Genomic DNA, 18,566 nt, shown 5'->3' on the forward strand with positions numbered 1-18,566 from the left:
TCACCGCAGGTCATGACGCCTGTCACGGCGCTGCGGCGCGCGTGCGTGCGACGCTGGTCGACGTGATCACCCGACCACGCACGTTCCTCGACGTGTGGAGCCGTCGGACCGCGCCCGAGCGGTTCGACGCCTACACGCGCTGGTCGCTGTACCTGCTCTCGCTGTTCGAGCCGTTCCTCGCGCTCGCGCTCGTCGGCGTCGACCAGACGTTCCGGCCGGGGGCCGTCAACGCGTGGCTGCTGCTCGTCCTCGCGCACACCGTCACGTGCCTCGCGATGCTCCGGGCGGGGGTGGTGCACTTCCTCGGGGGCCCGGTCGTGCGCCCGTGGCTGCTCGCGCTCCACGGGGCCGTGTCCCTCGCGGTCGCGGTGGTCGGGTTCTGGACCTTCCCGGTCGGTTCGGCGGACGACGTCGCCGGGAGCGCCCGGTACTACGCGCTCCTGCTGGGGTTCGGGTTCGGCACGCTCGCCGTCGTGCCGCTCCTCACCTTCCGGCGCCTCGCCCTCCTCGCCGTCCTGTTCGGCGCGGTCACGGGGTGCTCCGTGTGGGTGGGCACCGGGCCGATCACCTCGACGACCGCGGGCATGGCGTTCGGCCTCGGGCTGTCGGGCACGATCATGCTCGTCGCCGTGTTCGGGTCCTACCGCGTGTCCGTGTGGATGCTCGGCATCGTGTGGGAGCAGGAGCGCACGCGCGTGCTCCACGCCCGGCTCGCCGTCGCGGAGGAGCGGCTGCGGTTCTCCCGCGACCTGCACGACGTCTTCGGGCGGACGCTGTCCGTCGTCGCCGTGAAGAGCGAGCTCGCCGCGGAGCTGGCCGCCCGGGGCCGCCCCGGCGCGGAGGAGCAGATGCTCGAGGTGCGCCGGATCGCGCAGGACGCGCTGCGCGAGGTGCGCGCCGTCGTCGCCGGCTACCGCACCGCCGACCTCGGGGCCGAGCTCGTCGGCGCCCGCTCGGTCCTGCGCTCGGCGGGCATCGAGACGACCGTCCACGGCGAGGAGACCCCGGTCGGCGCCGACGCGCAGGAGGCGCTCGCCTGGGCGGTGCGCGAGGGCGTCACCAACGTGGTGCGGCACTCGACCGCCCGCACGTGCACGATCACGGTGCACCGGGACCGGACGTCGAGCGTCGTCGAGATCGTCAACGACGGCGCCCCCACGGGGACGGGCGACGGACGCGGCTCCGGGCTGGTCGGTCTCCGGGAGCGGCTGGAGGGCGCCGGCGGGAGCCTGCGCACGTGGTCCGACGGCGGCCGGTACCGCCTCGTCGCGCGCGTGCCCGACGACGGCGCGGCCCGGGGGGCACCGGCGCGGGGCAGCGCTCGCGACCTTCCCGCCCCCACCACCGAGAGGACCACGCGCGCGTGATCCGCATCCTGCTCGCCGACGACGAGAACCTCATCCGCGACGCCGTCGCGTCGCTCCTGGCCCTCGAGGACGACCTGGAGGTCGTGGCGCAGGCGGCCTCGGGTCCCGAGGCCGTCGCCGCCGCCCTCAAGCTCGAGCCCGACGTCGCGGTGCTCGACCTCCAGATGCCCGGGCTCGACGGGGTCGAGGTCGCGCAGCGCCTCGCGCGCGACCTGCCGTCGTGCGGTGTGGTGATCGTCACGAGCCACGGCCGGCCGGGCTATCTCAAGCGCGCGCTGGAGGCGGGCGCGCGCGGGTTCCTGCCCAAGACGGTCTCGTCGCGCGTGCTCGCCGACGTCGTGCGGCAGGTGCGCGACGGCGGCCGCTACGTCGACCCCGAGCTGGCCGCGGAGGCGATCGCCGCGGGCGCGAGCCCGCTCACCGCGCGCGAGGCGGACGTGCTCGAGCTCGCCGCCGACGGGGCGCCCGTCGAGGAGATCGCGACGCGCGCCCACCTCGCCCCAGGAACGGTGCGCAACTACCTGTCGTCGGCCGCCGCGAAGCTCGGGGCGGCGAACCGTCACGAGGCGGCGCACGTGGCGCGGCGGCACGGCTGGATCTGAGCGGCGGGCCGCGCCCGGTAGGCTCGGTGACCGTGCCGAGCCTGCCCGAGACCCCGCGCGCGTACAAGACCCTCGCGTTCTTCCTGCGCCCGATCCTCTTCGCGATCACCCGCCGTGACTGGCGCGGCGCGGAGAACCTTCCCGCGACCGGCTTCATCGCCGCGGCGAACCACGTCACGGAGGTCGACCCCGTGACGCTCGCGCACTTCCTCTACGACCAGGGGCGCGCGCCCAAGATCACGGCCAAGGCGTCGCTGTTCACGGTGCCGGTCCTGGGGGGCATCCTGCGTCGCACGGGCATGATCCCGGTCCACCGCGGTACCGCGGGCGCCGCGCAGTCGCTCGTCGACTCCACCGCGCGCCTCGACGAGGGGGAGTGCGTCGTGTTCTTCCCCGAGGGGACGCTGACGCGCGACCCCGACGGCTGGCCCATGGTCGGCAAGACGGGCGTCGCGCGGCTGGCCCTGACGAGCCGCGCCCCTGTGGTTCCCATCGCGCAGTGGGGCGCCGAGCAGCTCCTCGCGCCGTACGGCAAGGTGTTCAAGCCGATCCCGCCCAAGCGGGTGGCGGTGCACGCCGGCCCGCCCGTCGACCTGTCCGACCTCTACGACCGCCCGCAGGACACCGCGACGCTGCGCGAGGCGACCGAGCGCATCATGGCGGCGATCACGCGCCAGCTCGAGGAGATCCGCGGCGCGAAGGCGCCCGCGGAGCGCTTCGACCTGCGTCAGCACCCGGGCTCGGAGCGCCGTCGGTGAGCGGGGACCAGACCGTCGAGATCAGTCCCGCGCCGCTCGGCGCCGACGACGCCCCTCCCCCGGAGCGCGTCGTCGCCGCGGTCCTCGGGTCGGGGAGCTGGGGCACGACGTTCGCCGCCGTGCTCGCCGACGCCGGCTGCGAGGTCCGCCTGTGGGGCCGCGACCCCGAGGTCGCCGCGCAGGTGAACGTCGAGCGCCGCAACGAGAAGCGGCTCCCGGGGATCGAGCTGCCCGCGGGCATCCGGGCGACGACCGACGCGCGCGACGCGCTCGCCGGGGCGGGCCTGGTGGTCGTCGCGATCCCCTCGCAGGTCGCGCGCACGACGCTCGCCGAGCTGCGCCCGCACCTGGAGCCCGACGCCGTCGCGGTCTCGCTCATGAAGGGCGTCGAGCTGAGCACCGACCGCCGCATGAGCGAGGTCGTCGCCGAGTCCCTCGGGCTGCCGCCCGAGCGCGTCGCCGTGGTGTCGGGCCCGAACCTGGCGCGCGAGATCGCGCACCGCCAGCCGACGGCGACCGTCGTGTCGTGCGTCGACGAGGACGTGGCGCGGTACGTGGCGCGGGCCTGCTCGTCGTCGTACTTCCGTCCCTACACGAACCGCGACGTCGTCGGGGTCGAGCTGTGCGGCGCGGTCAAGAACGTCATCGCCCTCGCGGTGGGGATCGCCCAGGGGCGGGGGTTCGGCTACAACACCACGGCCACGGTCATCACCCGCGGGCTCGTCGAGATCACGCGCCTGGGCCTCGCGCTCGGGGCGGACGCCGAGACGTTCCCCGGCCTCGCGGGCATGGGCGACCTCGTGGCGACGTGCTCGTCGCCGCTCTCGCGCAACCACACGCTCGGCAAGCACGTCGGCCAGGGGCTGAGCCTCGACGACGCGATCGCCGCCACCGGCGGCACGGCCGAGGGCGTCAAGTCCTGCCGGTCGGTGCTCGAGCTCGCGCAGAAGGTGGGCGTCGAGATGCCCATCACGGCCGGCGTCGTCGCGGTGCTGCACGAGGGCATGCCCGTCGACGAGATGGCGCGCGGCCTGCTCGCCCGGCCGCAGAAGGCCGAGGGGATCTCGGCGGAGCGCTGAGGACGGCTGCGGGGCCGGGCGCGGAGCGTCAGTCGTCGTCGCGGACGTCGACCACCACGCGCGTCGGGTCCTCGAGCGAGAACACCCGGAAGGGTCGCTGCTCGTCGTCGACCCCGACGAACGCCTGCGTGTAGCCCTCGAAGACCCCGCGCAGCAGGACCTCCTCGACCTCGCCGTCGTCGCCGGCGCGCACCGGGTTGTGGCCCGCGTACTCGTCGACGCCCGTGTCCATGGGGTATCCCGAGCCGGAGATCATGACCTGCAGGTAGGCGTCGCCGTCGACGGTCGCGACGTTGCCGCTGCCGTCGTCGATCGGCTGGTCGACGTACTCGACGAGCCACCCGGGCGCCCCCGTGCCGCCGAGCTCGAAGACGACGCGGTCGAAGCCGTCGTGGTGACCGATCCGGATGTCCGTCACGGTCAGGGCTGCGTCCGCGGACGGGTCCTGGGTGTCGGGATCGGTGTTCGCGGGGAACGGCAGCGGGGCCTCGGTCGCGTCGTCGGCCGGTGCCGACGAGTCGTCCGTCGGGTTCTCGCCCGACCCGTCGGACGGCGCGTCCGTGGGGCTGGGCGAGTCGCTCGTCGCGGTGCCCGACGGCGACGGGGAGTCGTCCGTGCCGCCCGGCGTGCACGCGGCGAGGGCCAGCACGAGCCCCGCTGCCGCGGCGGCTGCCGCGGGGCGTCGTCGCGGCCTCGCCAGGGCGGGCCGTCCTCGCCGGCCTCCGGTCTGCACCGCTCGTCGTGTCCTCATGGCTCGATCGTAGAAAGCGCAGGTCACGCCCGCGCGGCGGACAGGGCACGGTCCGGTTCCGGTCGGGTCACGGCGGTGTCTCGGCAGGATGTCGACGTCGTCCCGGGGTCGTGTGCGCGGGGCCTTGCCGTCGTGGTCCGGTCGGGGTGGTCGACGCTAGGCTCGGGAGATGCTGCAGGGGATCGGCGCAGACGCGGTGGGCGTGCTCGTCACGGTCGCGCTCACGGTGCTGCTCGTCGTCGGGATCACGCGGTTCACCTCCGGCGCCGAGGCGCGCGCCCGCCGCGACGCGGGTGGGGGCGAGAGCGCGTCGTCGGGCATGTTCGGCGAGATCGTCGAGATCTTCCAGCCGAGCCGCACGCACCTCACCGAGGAGAAGGAGCGTCAGCGCCTCGACATCGTGCAGCGCCCCGCGGAGGGGCGTCCGTTCGACGTCGACCTCGACGACGGCGTCTTCTACGTCCCGGCGGGCCCGGTGGGCACGCCCGACCCGTCGCGGCCCGGGCGCCCGGACGTCGAGGCACGGTAGCGCACCTCGGGGGAGGTCAGTCGGCGGGTGCCCGCAGCGCGCGGTCGAGGTCCTGCCAGAGGTCCTCGACGTCCTCGATGCCCACGGAGAGCCGCAGCAGGTCCTCGGGGACCGTGAGCGACTCGGTCGCGAACCGTCGGCGACGCTCCAGGCTCGACTCCACGCCGCCGAGGCTCGTCGCCGGCACCCACAGGCGCACGGCCGCGACGACCGCGTCAGCCCCCGACGCTCCGCCGCGCGGGCGGACCCCGAGGATCGACCCGTAGCCCGTCATGAGGCGCGACGCGCGCTCGTGACCGGGATCCGTCGGCAGGCTCGGGTGGCGCACGTCGACGACGTCCGGGTGGTCGGCGAGCCGCCTGGCCAGCTCGGCGGCGTTCGCCTGGGCGCGCTCGACGCGCAGCGCGAGGGTGCGCAGGCCGCGCAGCGCGAGCCACACCTCGAACGGGCCGGGGATCGAGCCGTGCAGGGTCCGGTACGCGCGCAGGGCCGCGACGAGCTCGGGCGTCCGGGCCACCGCGGCGCCGAGGACCACGTCGGAGTGCCCGGCGAGGTACTTCGTCACCGAGTGCACGACGACGTCGGCCCCGTGCGCGAGCGGCTGCTGCCCGAGCGGTGTCGCGAACGTGTTGTCGACGGCGGTGAGCACGCCCCGGTCGCGCGCCGCCGCGAGGAGCACCGGCAGGTCGGCGACCTCGAGCATGGGGTTGGTCGGCGACTCGACGAGCAGGAGCGAGGCGCTGTCGAGAGCGGCGAGCACCTGGTCGGTGTCCGCGACGTCGACGCGGACGACCTCCACGCCCGCGCGCGCGGCGAGGTCGTCCGCGAAGCCGAGCGTCACCTGGTAGGCGTGCCGGGGAAGGACGACCCTGCCACCGGCGGGGACGAACGAGAAGACGGCCGCGACGGCCGCCATCCCCGAGCCGAAGACCACGCCCGGTTCCGCCGCGCCCTCGAGCGCGGCGAGCGCCTCCTCGAACGGGTGCCAGGTCTCGGTGTCCATCCGCGTGTACAGGAGCTCACCAGGCTGCTGTACACCCTGCGAGACGTACGTGGACGACAAGACGATCGGCGGGTTCACGGGCGCGCCCTGCCCGCGCTCGGGCCGCCCGGCAGCGACGGCGACGGTCGCGGGGGAGAGGGCGGCGGGGACGTGCGGGTCGCTCATGGCCGCAGCGTACGCCCGCCTGCGCGACGGCTGCCCCGACCAACCACCCCCTGACCACCACCCGACTCGGCGGGTGGAGGGAGGGAAGGTCAGGCGGGCGGGCCCAGGAGGGACTGGGCGACCGTCGAGTGGGCCGACTCGTCGTCGGACGGGTGGAAGATCCCGGCGAGCACGTCGCGGTACAGGCGGCCCAGCTCGTTGCCGGCGAAGTAGCTCGACCCGCCGGCGACGCGCACCATCTGGTCGACCACCGTCTTCGCAGTCTCCGTGGCGCGCACCTTGAGCCCCGCGGTCGCGCGGAACCAGCCCGCGCCGCGGTCGACGAGCGCGTCGAGCTCGCCCGCGACGGTGTCGATCTGCGGCCAGACCGCGTCGAGCGCGAGCGCGGCGTCGGCGAGTCGCCACCGGATGTCCGGGTCCTGCGCGAGCGACGCGCCGTCGTTCTTCATCGACGTGCGGCGGCGCGCCGCGGCGACGCCGAGCTCGAGCGCGCGCTCCGCGATCCCGGTGTAGACGGACGCGAGGAGGGTCTCGAACGTCGTGAAGATCCCCACGACGAGCGGGTCGAGCGTGGGGCCGGGCGCGAGGCGCCGGACGACGCGGTCGGCGGGCGCGTGAGCGCCGTCGAGCACCGTGGACCGGGACTGCGAGGCCCGCATGCCCATCGTGTCCCAGTCGTCGAGCACCTCGACCCCGGAGTCCCGGGGGACGAACGCGTGCACGAGGCGCGGGGCGTCGTCGGACGCAGTGTCGAGGCCGAGGACGCCCAGCCGCGTCCACGCGGGCGAGTTGGACGTGAAGATCTTGCGGCCGTGGAACGTGTAGCCGCCCGCGCCGTCCGGTCGTGCCTCGGTGCGGGACCCGAGCAGGACCAGGTCGTTGCCGCCCTCGGAGTACCCGAAGCCGAACACCTCGCCGCGGCCGGCCTCCTCGAGCAGCCAGTCGAGCGACGAGTCGCCGCGCTCGTGCAGGTAGCGCGCGACGCCGGTCCACACGTGGTGCATGTTCACCGCGAGCGCCGTCGCGGGCGCCGCGCCCGCGAGCCGCGCCTGCTCGTGCGCGACCTCGCGCAGGCCGAGCCCGGCGCCGCCGAACGACGTGGGGACGAGCGCGCGCAGGTATCCCGCGTCGACGAGCGCCGCGAGGTCCTCGTCGAAGAACGCGTTGTCGCGGTCGTAGCCCGCGGCGCGGCCACGGACCGCGTCGAGCAGGTCGTCGGACAGGAGGGAGCGGGGCTCCGGGAACGGGGGAGCGAAGAAGGACGGGGAGGACGACGGGGTGACGGGCGTGGGCATGGCCTGCCTTCGGTCGGGGCGGACGGCGAGGGGCCCCGGCGACGCGCGTCGCCGAGGCCCTCCACCGTACGCCGGGCAGGTCAGCCGACGAGCGCGGGCACCGGATCCTCCGGGGTCGGCAGGATCCGGCGCAGCACGTCGGCGAGCGTCACGACGCCGACGAACCGCTCGCCGTCCATGACGACCGCGAGCTGCTCGCTCGACTCGCGCATGCGCGCGAGCGCGGCGTGCACGGTCGTCCCGGACGCGAGGACGAACCCCGGGCGCGCGAGCTCCCCGGCGGGCCGGTCGTCGGGCTCCAGCAGCGTGTCGCGCACGTGCACGACCTTCGGTACGACGCTCCCGTTCTCGACGAGGATGCGCAGGTGGCCCGACCGGGCGGACGCGGCGCGCACGTCCGCGGCCGTGGCGGTCGCCGGGACCGACGTGGGTCGGCCCTCCGCGGGCACGAGAGCGTCGACAGTGAGGGTCTCCAGCTCGATGACACCGGAGATCTGGACGCGGTACGACGCCTCGAGCGCGCCGACGTTCGCCGAGTGCTCGACGAGGTGGCGCAGGGTCGCGGGGTCCTGACCGCCGCCCTCGACGTGCTCGACCGGCTCGACGCCGACGGCCCGCACGCAGCGGTTCGCGAGCGCGTTGAGCCAGCGCAGGAGCGGGCGGAACGCCCACATGAACCCGCGCATCGGGAGCGCCAGCAGGGTGGCCGAGCGCTCCGGGTGGGCGATCGCCCACGACTTGGGCGCCATCTCCCCGATGACGAGGTGCAGGAACGTCACGATGACGAGCGCGAGCACGAAGCCCGCGACGTCGGCGGCCCACAGGGGCGCGCCCCAGGTCTCGAAGACCGGGGTGAGCCAGTGGTGCACCGCGGGCTTGGTGATGGCGCCGAGCGCGAGGGTGCACGCCGTGATGCCGAGCTGCGCGCCCGCCATGAGCAGGGTCAGCTCGTTCGAGCTGCGCAGCGCCGCGCGCGCGGCGCGGCTGGTCGGAGCGGCGTCCTCGAGGCGGTGCCGCTTGGCGCCGAGGAGCGCGAACTCCACGGCGACGAAGAACGCGCTGAGCGCGATGATCGCGACGGTCGCCACGACGACGACCCAGGGGTTGCTCATCGGGACTCCTCCGCAGCGGTCGCCGGGCGTGTGGTCGGTCGGGCGCTCTCGCCCGTCTCGTCGGCGGCGGGTGCGTCGCCCCGCTGCTCCACGAGCCGGACCCGCACGAGGCGCGGCACGTGCCGCTCGACCGACAGGACGTCGACGACGAGCGAGCGGTGCACGGGCACGTCGTGGACGAGGTCGGCCGGGTCGTCCGGCAGCGGGACCTCGATCGTGTCGCCCGCGCGCGGCAGGGCGCCGTGCTGGGCGATGAGGAGCCCGGAGACCGTCTCGTGGTCGCCGCGCGGCAGGTCCTGCCCGATCGCGCGCTCCGCCTCGTCGACGTGGACGTCGCCGCCCATGACCCACACGCCGTCGTCCTCGGCCGTGACCGTGACGGGCTGCTCCGGGTCGTGCTCGTCGGTGATCTCGCCCACGAGCTCCTCGGCGAGGTCCTCGACCGTGAGCACGCCGGTGAACCCGCCGTACTCGTCGATGACGCACGCGAGCTGGTTGCGCGTGGCGTTGAGCTGCGCGAGCGCGTCGGGCAGCGTCATGAGCGTGGGCAGCACGACGGCCGGGCGCATGAGCGCGGTGACGGGCGCGCCGTCGGGCAGGTCGGTCGCCAGGACGTCGGCGAGCTGGACGACGCCGAGCGGCTGGTCCGTCTCGTCGACCACGGGGTAGCGGGTGTGGGCGCGGGCCATGAGCTCGCGGACCTCGGCGACGGTCGCGTCGGGGCGGACCGTCCCGACGCGCGAGCGCGGGATCATCGCGTGCTCGACGTCCCGCTGGGGGAAGTCGAGGATGCGGTCGAGCAGCACGGAGAGCTCGTCGGGCAGGTCCCCGCTCTCGCGCGAGTCGGCCACGATGTGCTCGAGGTCGCGCGCGGTCGCGGTGTTGTCGACGTCGTGCACGGGCTCGATCTTCAGGAGGCGCAGCAGGGCGTTGGACGCCTTGTCGAACACCGCGATGAGCCAGCCGAACACCGTGAGGTAGGCGGTCGTGGAGCGGGCCAGGCCCTTCGCGAGCGGCTCGGGCCGCGCGATGGCGAGGTTCTTGGGGAACAGCTCGCCGAAGAGCATCTGGACGATCGTCGAGAGCACGAGGGCGAGCACGGTGCCCACCGCCACGCCGACGCCCGTGGGTACTCCCACGCCGCCGAGCATCGTGCCCAGCGACTCGCCGATGAGCGGCTCGGCCACGTAGCCGACGAGCAGGCCCGTCACGGTGATCCCGAGCTGGGCCCCGGACAGGACGAAGGACGTGCGCCTCGTGACGGCGAGCGCGCGCCGGGCCGACTCGTCGCCGGCCTCCGCCTTGGCTCCCAGGCGGGAGCGGTCGACGGTCATGTAGGCGAACTCCTGGGCGACGAAGTACGCCGTCGCCGCCGTGATCGCGAGAACCACGAGGAGCCCGAGCAGGAGGGAGAGGAAGGTCGTCATCGTGCCCGCACCGCCCTCCGGTCGTCGGGGACGCGTTCGCGCGTCCGCTCGCTGCCGGGGCCGGTGCGGCCGGGACTATGGTCGGGGTCGTCGGCCGCGGGGGCCTCGAGAGTCGTGTCTTCCACGGCAACCCCAACGCGGGACGCCCCCGGATCGTTCCCGGGGCGACGGACCTGCGCGCGTCGGGCGCGCGAGCAGGCGTCCGGTAGGGTCGTCCGCGATGTCCAGCCAGAGCCCCGACCGGTCCGTGCCGTCCACCGACGAGCACCCCACCGGCGCGCCCCGCAAGCCCCGCGTCCTCGTGCTGTTCGGGGGCCGCTCCGGCGAGCACGCCATCTCCGCCGCGACCGCCGCGGGCGTCCTGCGCGCGATCGACCGCTCGCGCTACGACGTGGTCCCCGTCGGGATCACGCCGACGGGCGAGTGGGTCCTCGCGGCCGACGAGCCCGCGCGCTGGGAGATCACGGAGGGGCGCCTGCCGCAGGTGGAGCCGACCGGCGAGGAGGTCATCCTGCCGCTGTCGACCGGGCGCCGGGAGCTGCGCGTCCTCACCCCGGGCGACGTCCCCCGCGTGCTCGGCGAGGTGGACGTCGTCTTCCCGCTGCTGCACGGCCCCTACGGCGAGGACGGCACGCTCCAGGGCATGCTCGAGCTCGCCGACGTCCGCTACGTCGGCGCGGGCGTGCTCGCGTCCGCCGTCGGCATGGACAAGCACTTCATGAAGCTCGTGCTCGCGGGCGAGGGGCTGCCCGTCTCCCCGTACACCGTGATCCGCCCGGGCGCGTTCGAGCGCGACCCCGAGGCGTGGACGCAGACCGTGGCGGCCCTCGGCCTGCCCGTGTTCGTCAAGCCCGCGCGCGCCGGGTCGAGCCTCGGCATCTCCAAGGTCGACGACCTCGCGGACCTGCCCGCCGCGATCGCCGCCGCGCAGGAGCACGACCCCAAGGTGATCGTCGAGGCGGGCGTCGTCGGTCGCGAGATCGAGTGTGCCGTCCTCGGCGGGCGCGGTGGCGCGCGCCCGCGCGCGTCGCTGCCCGGCGAGATCGTCGTCACGGGCGAGGCGCACGACTTCTACGACTTCGAGGCCAAGTACCTCGACGAGGCCGGGGTCGAGCTGTCGTGCCCCGCCGACCTCCCCGAGCACCTCGTGGAGCGCGTGCGCGAGATCGCGGTCCGCACGTTCGAGGCGGTCGGTGCGGAGGGCCTCTCGCGCGTCGACGTGTTCGTCACGCCCGACGAGCAGGTCGTCGTCAACGAGATCAACACCATGCCCGGCTTCACGCCGTTCTCGATGTACCCCCGCATGTGGGAGAAGTCGGGGCTCAGCTACCCCGAGCTCATCGACGAGCTCGTCGCGCTCGCGCTCGAGCGGCCCACCGGCCTGCGCTGACCCCGTGCGCCGACCCGGGCGGGTTCAGCCCAGGTCGCCCGCGCCGACGCACGCGCGCGTCTGCGGGACCTCCATGACCGCGCGCCCCAGGTCGGCGATGAACGACGTGGAGTGGCTCTCGGTCACGGCCGGCGGCACGACGACCTGCACCGCGGGGTCGCGTCCGTAGGTCGTGAACGTCCACGTGCCCTGGTCCTCGACGACGAGCCAGTCCACGGTGCCGCCGGCGGACTCGACGCTCTGGCACGTGGTCGTCGTCGGGCCGGGCACCTCGACGCCGCACCGCAGCGTCACCGCGGCGCCCGGCTCGCCCCATGCCGCGGTGGCCTGGCTCGTCGTCCCGACCTTCGCCAGGTCCTCGCCCAGGGTGTCCGGCAGCGCGAGCACGACGTCCGCGCACAGCGGGTTCTGGGCGTCGTCCGCGACCGGGACGCCGATGCGCGGCGCGCACGCGGCGGTCGCCGCGACGACGCCGAGGAGCGCCGGCACCGCGAGGGCTCGGACGAGGGGGTGCGAGCGGCGGGGCCGGGGCGCACCGGGGTGGGTGGACGGCGAGGCGGGAGGGACGGCGTCGAGCACGCGACCACCGTAGCGGCCCGCGGAGGGTGCCCGTGACCGCCCGGGCGGCGACTAGGGTGGCGGCGTGAGCGAGACGCCCCTGCTGGTCCGCGACGTGCCCGAGGAGGCGCTCCTCGCCCGGATCTTCCCTCTGCTGCCCACCGCGCCGACCACCCTCGTCGGTCCGGGGGACGACTGCGCCGTCGTCGCGGCGCCCGACGGCCGCTACGTCGTGTCGACCGACGTCCTCGTCGAGGACCGGCACTTCCGTCGGCGCTGGTCGTCCGGGTACGACGTCGGGTGGCGGGCCGCGGTGCAGAACCTCGCCGACGTCGTGTCCATGGGTGCACGCCCCGCGGCGCTCGTCGTCTCGCTCGTCATGCCGGGCGACCTGCCCGTCGACTGGGTCACGGGCCTCGCGCGCGGGCTCGCCGACGCGTGCACGCCCCTCGGCGCCGCGGTCGTTGGCGGGGACCTCTCGGGAGGAGACCAGGTCGTCGTCGCGGTCACCGTCCACGGCGACCTCGAGGGCCGCGAGCCCGTGCTGCGCTCCGGCGCACGGCCGGGCGACGTCGTGGCGCTCGCGGGGGGCCTCGGCCGGTCCGCGGCGGGGCTCGCGCTGCTCGACGCCGACCGGGCGGACCTCGACGACGCGCTCGTCGTCGCGCACCTGCGCCCCGACCCGCCGCTCGCCGCGGGGCCTGCGGCCGCCGACGCCGGCGCGACCGCGATGATGGACGTGTCCGACGGGCTGCTGCGTGACGCGGGCCGGATGGCGCGGGCGAGCGGCGTCGTCGTGGACCTCGAGCTCGCCGCGCTGGGCGCGGACCACGACCGCCTGCGCGCGGCGGCGGTCGTGCTCGACGGCACGAGCGGGGACGGCAACGCCGCGACGGACGCCGGCGACCGCGCCGAGGGCTGGGTGCTGTCGGGAGGCGAGGACCACGCGCTGCTCGCGACGTTCCCCGCCGACGCCGACCTGCCCGACGGGTTCCGGGCGATCGGCACGGTCCGACGTGCGTGGTGCGACGATCCCGGCGTCCGGGTCGACGGCCGCGTGGCGCACCGCGCGACGGGGTGGGACCACTTCCGCGCCTGAGCGCGGCGGTCAGCCCCGGCGGTAGCGGACGGCGGTCAGGTCCTTGCCGCCGATGTCGTCCCGTCGCTCGACGCCGTCCGGCACGAAGCCGTGGCGACGGTAGAAGCGGCGCGCGCGCTCCGCGTCCTCGAGGACCCAGAGCGTGACCGTCGTGCCGGGACGCACCTCGCCGAGCATGGTGCGCATGAGGTCGCGCGCGACGCCGCGGCCCCAGGACTCCGGGTCGAGATAGATGGCGTAGATCTCGAGGTCACCGGGCTCGGCGTCCTCGTCACGGCTCGGGCCGAGCGTCGCGAAGCCGATCGTGCGGCCGTCCGCGTCGGCGAGCCACGTGCGGGCGCCCGCGGTGGCGAGGCTCTGGACCCAGTGCTGCTCGCGCTGGTCGTGGTCGAGCGAGGCCAGGTACTCGTCGGGGACGATGCCCGCGTACGCGCCCCTCCAGGACGCGATGTGCACGGCCGCGATGGCGCTCGCGTCCGCGGGAGCGGCCGGGCGGATGGTTACCTCGCTCAGTTCCGTCACCATGCACAAAGACTGCCACCGCGGCCCGGATCCGCCAAACCGGTTTGTCCCGATCTTCAGGAGATCTCCGCATCTCCGGGGGGTCGTCGCCCGTGGTCGCGGGGCTGGTCGTGCCGCAGAGACGACGAGAGCGCCTGCCGGGAACCGGCAGACGCTCTCGTCACAGAGTCTCGCGATGCTCAGGCGGGGCGGGTGACCTTCCCGGCCTTGAGGCAGGAGGTGCACACGTTGAGGCGCTTGGGCGTCCCCGCGACCACGGCGCGCACGCGCTGGATGTTCGGGTTCCAGCGGCGCTTCGTCCGGATGTGGGAGTGCGAGATGCTGTGCCCGAAGCCCGGGCCCTTGCCGCAGACGTCGCAGTTGGCAGCCACGGTTTCTCCTGATCGTCGTGCACGTCGCGCACGCAGCGGCGACGTCCTGAATGGTCTGTAGGGTGTCTCGCCCGGTGTTCCTCGGCGGCTCCTCGACGGTGTCGAGGGCGCGCGAAGCACCCGGGCAACCTCGTCAGGGTAGCCGATCCGAGGGCCCGAGCTCAAACCGGGCGCTCGTCACACCCGCGCGCGCCCGGAGGCGGCCCGGCGGGCGCCCCCACGGCGCGCGCGGTTGACTACCGTGGTCCCGACGGCCCGCGGTGCCGTCCGACCGTCCGGCCACCCGGCGCGGTCGTCCCCCGAGCGCGAGGAGCCGGTCCGACGTGAGCCCCGGAGCCGACGTGGTCGACGCCGCCGTCGTCGTCGCGTGGGGCCACGGTGGCGTCCGTGCGCTCGCCGACGCGCGCGAGTCGCTCGACCGCGTGAACGTCTTCCCGGTCGCGGACGCGGACACGGGCACCAACATGTACCTCACGCTCCTGGACGCGGTCCGCGCGCTGCCCGGCGGCGACCCGGCGGGAGGCGGGGAGACGGGGGCCGCGGGCGGCGCCGGCGACCTGCTCGTGCGCCTGGCCCGCGGTGCGCTCGTCGGGGCGCGCGGCAACTCGGGCGTCATCCTCAGCGAGTACCTCCGCGGGCTCGCCCTCGCGCTCGCCGAGCACCGGACCGTGACCGGTGCCGCGCTCGCGGGGGGCCTGGACCGCGCCGCCCGCACCGCCCGCGGCGCGGTGGCCCGCCCCGCACCCGGCACGATCCTCACGGCCGCCGACGCCGCGGCGCGCGCGGCCGCGACCGCGGCGGACGGGCCCGGCGCCTCCTCGCCCGCGGTCGTCGCGGCCGCGGCCCGGGACGGGGCGCGCGCCGCGGCGCTGCGCAGCACCGGCGAGCTCGACGTGCTCGCGCGGGCGCAGGTCCTCGACGCCGGAGCCCTCGGCCTGGTGCTGGTCCTCGGCGCGCTCGTCGCGGCGCTCGACGCGCGACGCACGGGTGTCGTCCCGACGGTCGACCCCGTGGAGGCCGCCTCGGCACCGGCGCCCGCACGCGACGCCGCGGGGCCGGCAGTGGCGGGTGTGTCGGAGGTGCTCGGCATGATGGCCGGCATGGTTCCGGTGGCGGGCTCGCCCCGGGAGGCAGGTGCCGGTCCGCAGGACGTCCACGAGGGGGGTGCGTTCGAGGTGATGTTCGTGGTCGACGTCCCCGCGGGTGGAGCGGTGGACCCGGCCGGCACGCCCGTCGAGGACCCCGCCGAGCCGCTCCGTGCCGAGCTCGCGCGGATCGGCGACTCCGTCGTCGTGGTGGGCGGGCCGGGTGACCACGGCTCGGGGCTCTGGCAGGCGCACGTCCACACCGACGACCCGATGGCCGCGGTCGCCGTCGGACGTGCCGCGGTCGCGGGCCTGCGGTCCGCGCGGGGCGTCGGCGAGAAGGCCGCGTCGACCGCGGGGGGAGACGACGCCGCGCTGCGCCAGGTGCGGGTCCGGCACCTCCCGGGGCCCCACGAGGAGGGCCACGCCCTGGACACCGCTGCCGGCGGGGCGCACGACGTCGCGACCGTGGCGGCGGACGGCCCGGGTCTGGTCGCCGTGACCACGGCGCCCGGTCTCGTCGCGGACCTCGCCCGCGCGGGCGCCGTCGTGCTGCTGCGGGAGGCTCCCGGTCCCGTCGACCTGACCGCCCTGCACCGCGTCGCGGTCGACGCCCGCGCGTCGCACGTCGCGCTCCTGCCCGGCGCGGACCTGCCGGAGGACGACGCCGCGACCCTGCGCGCGACCCTGCGCGAGGACGGGGTCGGGACGCTCGAGGTGCTGCCCGCCGTGACCGACCTGCACGTCGCCGTGGCGCTCGCCGCCGCACAGCTCGTGGAGCCCGGTGCGGCGCAGCGGCTCGAGGCGGCACGGTCGGCGCTCGCCGCCGCCCGGTGGGCTCGGCTCGACGCCCCGGGCGTGCCGGTGCCCGAGCTGGCGCGACGGCTCGCGGACGGGCTCGAACCCCTCCGTGTGCGCGCCGGCACGCTCGTCACGGTGCTCGCCGACGACGACGTGCCGGACGCGGCCCTCGACGCGCTCGCGGCGCGCGCGACCGGGGACGGCGCCGAGGTCGTGCTCCTGCGCTCGGGCCGCGACGGCGGTGCCGTCACGCTCGCCGCCGAGGGGCCGGAGGACGCTGCCGACGACATCGAGGTCACCGTGGAGGCCGAGGGATGAGCGATCGCCTGGCCGAGCCGCTGACCCGCGCGGTCGGCACGCGCAGCGCGGGTCCGCTCGCGAAGCTGGGCCTCGAGACCGTCGGGGACCTCCTGCGGCACTACCCGCGGCGGTACGGCGACCCGGGGCGCCTCACCGACCTCGGGGGTCTCGCGCTCGGCGAGCACGTGACGATCGTCGCGCAGGTCCGCAGCGCGACGGTCCGGCGCATGCGCAACCGCGCGGGCGCGATCCTCGAGGCGGTCGTGACCGACGGTCCGCAGCAGCTCTCGCTCACGTTCTTCGCCAAGAGCCCGAACGTCCTGCGCTACCACGAGCAACGGCTGGCGCCGGGGCGGCACGGGCTCTTCACCGGCGTCGTCGGGCTGTACCGCGGCACGCGGCAGCTCACGCACCCCGACTACAAGATCATCGGGGTCGACGACGACGCCGAGGACGCGGAGAGCGCCGTGCTCGAGGCGAGCCGGCCCATCCCGATCTATCCCGCGAGCGCGAGCATCCCGAGCTGGAAGATCCAGCCCGCGGTGCGCACCGTGCTCGACCCGCTGCGCGAGGAGGACGTCCCGGACCCGCTCCCGGACGCCGTGCGCGAGCGGCACGGGCTCGGGACGCGGCTCGAGGCGCTGCGCGACGTGCACGAGCCCTACGACGAGAAGCAGTGGCGGCGCGGGCGCGACCGGCTGCGGTACGAGGAGGCGTTCGTCCTCCAGGCGGCGCTCGCCCAGCGCCGGGCCCGCGCCGCGGCCGAGCCCGCGACGGCGCGACCCCTCCGTGGCCCGGGGGAGCCGAGCATCCTCGCCGACTTCGACGACGCCCTCCCGTTCACGTTGACGACGGGTCAGCGCGAGGTCGGGGAGGAGATCGCGGCCGACCTCGCGCTCCCGCGCCCGATGCAGCGTCTCCTGCAGGGCGAGGTGGGCTCCGGCAAGACGGTCGTCGCGCTGCGCGCCATGCTCCAGGTGATCGACGCCGGCGGGCAGGCGGCGCTCCTCGCCCCGACCGAGGTGCTCGCCGCGCAGCACGCGCGCACCCTGCGCGCGCTGCTCGGCCCGCTCGCGGAGGGCGGCTTCCTCGGGGGCGCCGAGCACGGGACGCGCGTGGCGCTGCTCACGGGGTCGCTCGGCGCGGCGGCGCGCAAGGAGGCGCTGCTCGACGCCGCGAGCGGCGCCGCCGGGATCGTCGTCGGCACCCACGCCCTGCTGTCGGAGAACGTGCAGTTCGCCGACCTCGGCCTCGTCGTCGTGGACGAGCAGCACCGGTTCGGCGTCGAGCAGCGCGACGCGCTGCGGGCCAAGGCCCGTACGAGCCCGCACCTGCTCGTGATGACGGCGACCCCCATCCCGCGCACGGTCGCGATGACCGTGTTCGGCGACCTCGAGACCTCGTCGCTCACCGAGATCCCGGCCGGGCGCGCCGGCATCACGACCCACGTCGTGCCCGCCGGCAACGAGGCGTGGATGGAGCGCACGTGGGCGCGCGTGCGCGAGGAGGTCGACGCCGGGCACCGCGCGTACGTGGTGTGCGCGCGCATCCACCCGGACGAGCCGGACGCCGACGCGCCGTCGAAGCGGACCGACGACTTCGACGAGGTGCCCGACTTCCTCCTCGACCCCGACGCCCCGGACGCCTCGGACCGCGCGCCCCTGCGGGCGGTGCTCGAGGTCGCCGAGGAGCTGCGCGCGCACCCGCGCCTCGCGGGGCTCGAGGTCGGGGTGCTGCACGGGCAGATGCCCCCGGCGGACAAGGACGCCGTGATGGCCGACTTCGCGTCCGGTGCGGTCCAGGTGCTCGTCTCGACGACCGTCGTCGAGGTCGGGGTCGACGTCCCCGAGGCGACGGCGATGGTCGTGCTCGACGCCGACCGGTTCGGCATCTCCCAGCTCCACCAGCTCCGCGGGCGCGTCGGGCGCGGGTCCGCGGCGGGGCTGTGCCTGCTCGTGTCGACCGCGCAGCCCGGCACGCCTGCTGCGACCCGCGTCGAGACCCTCGCGCGCACCACCGACGGGTTCGAGCTCGCGACCGTCGACCTCGAGCTGCGCAGCGAGGGCGACGTCCTCGGGGCCGCGCAGTCGGGGCGCGCGAGCTCTCTGCGGCTCCTGCGCGTCGTCAAGGACGCGGACGTCATCGCGACCGCGCGCGCCGACGCCGCCGCCGTCGTGGCGGAGGATCCGGACCTGACCGGCCACCCGGCGCTCGCCGACGCGATCCGCGACCAGCTCGACCCGGAGCGCGAGGAGTTCCTCGAGCGGGCGTGAGGCGGTCGTGGTCCACCGTCCCCGTCGTCCCCCGGTCGTCGAGGCCGCAGGCGTCGCGAGGGTGCGCGCACGCTCGCGC

At 75.6% G+C, this 18,566-nt stretch carries 17 protein-coding genes; 9 read left to right on the forward strand and 8 right to left on the reverse strand.

The features are described from left to right. Positions 1 to 62 precede the first annotated feature (62 nt). Genes ABRQ22_RS05790 through ABRQ22_RS05805 form a run of 4 tightly spaced genes read left to right on the forward strand, consistent with a single transcriptional unit; the run spans position 63 to position 3,806 of the window. Positions 63 to 1,367 carry a sensor histidine kinase gene (locus ABRQ22_RS05790; protein ID WP_353708869.1) on the forward strand — a complete coding sequence of 435 codons (1,305 nt, stop codon included), beginning with the start codon at positions 63 to 65 and terminating at the stop codon, positions 1,365 to 1,367. Further along, the gene (locus tag ABRQ22_RS05795; RefSeq protein WP_047232570.1) at positions 1,364 to 1,969 is read left to right on the forward strand and encodes a response regulator transcription factor; all 606 of its coding nucleotides are present in this window, start codon (positions 1,364 to 1,366) and stop codon (positions 1,967 to 1,969) included. Before ABRQ22_RS05790 ends, ABRQ22_RS05795 begins: the two co-directional genes overlap by 4 nt. A 32-nt stretch (positions 1,970 to 2,001) precedes the next feature. After that, a complete protein-coding gene (locus tag ABRQ22_RS05800; RefSeq protein WP_353708870.1) occupies positions 2,002 to 2,727 on the forward strand; it encodes a lysophospholipid acyltransferase family protein in 726 nt (241 codons plus the stop codon). A 20-nt stretch (positions 2,728 to 2,747) separates the two neighbouring features. Then, positions 2,748 to 3,806 (forward strand): NAD(P)H-dependent glycerol-3-phosphate dehydrogenase, encoded by a 1,059-nt coding sequence (locus ABRQ22_RS05805; protein WP_353709507.1) that lies wholly within the window; start codon positions 2,748 to 2,750, stop codon positions 3,804 to 3,806. Positions 3,807 to 3,834: 28 nt separating this feature from the next. On the opposite strand, the gene ABRQ22_RS05810 is transcribed toward ABRQ22_RS05805, so the two are convergent. Beyond that, complete coding sequence (locus ABRQ22_RS05810) at positions 3,835 to 4,557, reverse strand: hypothetical protein (protein WP_353708871.1); 723 nt, start codon at positions 4,555 to 4,557, stop codon at positions 3,835 to 3,837. A 169-nt stretch (positions 4,558 to 4,726) separates the two neighbouring features. Between ABRQ22_RS05810 and ABRQ22_RS05815 the strand changes: the two genes are divergently transcribed. Next, positions 4,727 to 5,086, forward strand: coding sequence for a DUF6191 domain-containing protein (locus ABRQ22_RS05815; protein WP_353708872.1), 360 nt, complete (start codon positions 4,727 to 4,729; stop codon positions 5,084 to 5,086). Between the two features lie 16 nt (positions 5,087 to 5,102). Here the strand turns inward: ABRQ22_RS05815 and ABRQ22_RS05820 are convergent, their stop codons facing one another. From ABRQ22_RS05820 to ABRQ22_RS05835, 4 genes are all read right to left on the reverse strand, one after another. Then, positions 5,103 to 6,254: a PLP-dependent transferase gene (locus ABRQ22_RS05820; protein WP_353708873.1), complete on the reverse strand. Its 1,152-nt coding sequence runs from the start codon at positions 6,252 to 6,254 to the stop codon at positions 5,103 to 5,105. Between the two features lie 89 nt (positions 6,255 to 6,343). Then, entirely contained in the window at positions 6,344 to 7,549 is a 1,206-nt protein-coding gene (locus tag ABRQ22_RS05825; RefSeq protein WP_353708874.1) for an acyl-CoA dehydrogenase family protein, read from the reverse strand. 80 nt (positions 7,550 to 7,629) lie between these two features. Beyond that, positions 7,630 to 8,661: a hemolysin family protein gene (locus ABRQ22_RS05830; protein WP_353708875.1), complete on the reverse strand. Its 1,032-nt coding sequence runs from the start codon at positions 8,659 to 8,661 to the stop codon at positions 7,630 to 7,632. After that, positions 8,658 to 10,088, reverse strand: a complete 1,431-nt coding sequence (locus ABRQ22_RS05835) for a hemolysin family protein (RefSeq protein ID WP_353708876.1) — start codon at positions 10,086 to 10,088, stop codon at positions 8,658 to 8,660. The genes ABRQ22_RS05830 and ABRQ22_RS05835 overlap by 4 nt, the downstream gene beginning before the upstream one ends. Positions 10,089 to 10,308: 220 nt before the next feature. On the opposite strand from ABRQ22_RS05835, the gene ABRQ22_RS05840 reads away from it, so the two are divergent. Beyond that, positions 10,309 to 11,478, forward strand: coding sequence for a D-alanine--D-alanine ligase family protein (locus ABRQ22_RS05840; protein ID WP_047232575.1), 1,170 nt, complete (start codon positions 10,309 to 10,311; stop codon positions 11,476 to 11,478). A gap of 24 nt (positions 11,479 to 11,502) precedes the next feature. On the opposite strand, the gene ABRQ22_RS05845 is transcribed toward ABRQ22_RS05840, so the two are convergent. Further along, the gene (locus ABRQ22_RS05845; protein ID WP_353708877.1) at positions 11,503 to 12,057 is read right to left on the reverse strand and encodes a DUF3515 family protein; all 555 of its coding nucleotides are present in this window, start codon (positions 12,055 to 12,057) and stop codon (positions 11,503 to 11,505) included. A gap of 64 nt (positions 12,058 to 12,121) precedes the next feature. On the opposite strand from ABRQ22_RS05845, the gene ABRQ22_RS05850 reads away from it, so the two are divergent. Continuing rightward, on the forward strand, positions 12,122 to 13,135 hold the full coding sequence (locus tag ABRQ22_RS05850; RefSeq protein ID WP_353708878.1) for a thiamine-phosphate kinase: 1,014 nt from the start codon (positions 12,122 to 12,124) through the stop codon (positions 13,133 to 13,135). Positions 13,136 to 13,144: 9 nt separating this feature from the next. Here ABRQ22_RS05850 and ABRQ22_RS05855 read toward each other — a convergent pair whose 3' ends face one another. Together ABRQ22_RS05855 and rpmB are read right to left on the reverse strand one after the other, a co-directional pair. After that, the gene (locus ABRQ22_RS05855) at positions 13,145 to 13,660 is read right to left on the reverse strand and encodes a GNAT family N-acetyltransferase (RefSeq protein WP_253050479.1); all 516 of its coding nucleotides are present in this window, start codon (positions 13,658 to 13,660) and stop codon (positions 13,145 to 13,147) included. Positions 13,661 to 13,836: 176 nt separating this feature from the next. Beyond that, positions 13,837 to 14,028: a 50S ribosomal protein L28 gene (gene rpmB, locus ABRQ22_RS05860; protein ID WP_024840757.1), complete on the reverse strand. Its 192-nt coding sequence runs from the start codon at positions 14,026 to 14,028 to the stop codon at positions 13,837 to 13,839. Between the two features lie 323 nt (positions 14,029 to 14,351). Here rpmB and ABRQ22_RS05865 point away from each other — a divergent pair, with 323 nt between their 5' ends. Together ABRQ22_RS05865 and ABRQ22_RS05870 are read left to right on the forward strand one after the other, a co-directional pair. Continuing rightward, positions 14,352 to 16,232: a DAK2 domain-containing protein gene (locus ABRQ22_RS05865; protein ID WP_353708879.1), complete on the forward strand. Its 1,881-nt coding sequence runs from the start codon at positions 14,352 to 14,354 to the stop codon at positions 16,230 to 16,232. After that, positions 16,229 to 18,487 (forward strand): ATP-dependent DNA helicase RecG, encoded by a 2,259-nt coding sequence (locus ABRQ22_RS05870; RefSeq protein WP_353708880.1) that lies wholly within the window; start codon positions 16,229 to 16,231, stop codon positions 18,485 to 18,487. The genes ABRQ22_RS05865 and ABRQ22_RS05870 overlap by 4 nt, the downstream gene beginning before the upstream one ends. Positions 18,488 to 18,566 lie beyond the last annotated feature (79 nt).

Source organism: Cellulosimicrobium sp. ES-005, assembly GCF_040448685.1.
GTDB lineage: Bacteria > Actinomycetota > Actinomycetes > Actinomycetales > Cellulomonadaceae > Cellulosimicrobium > Cellulosimicrobium cellulans_G.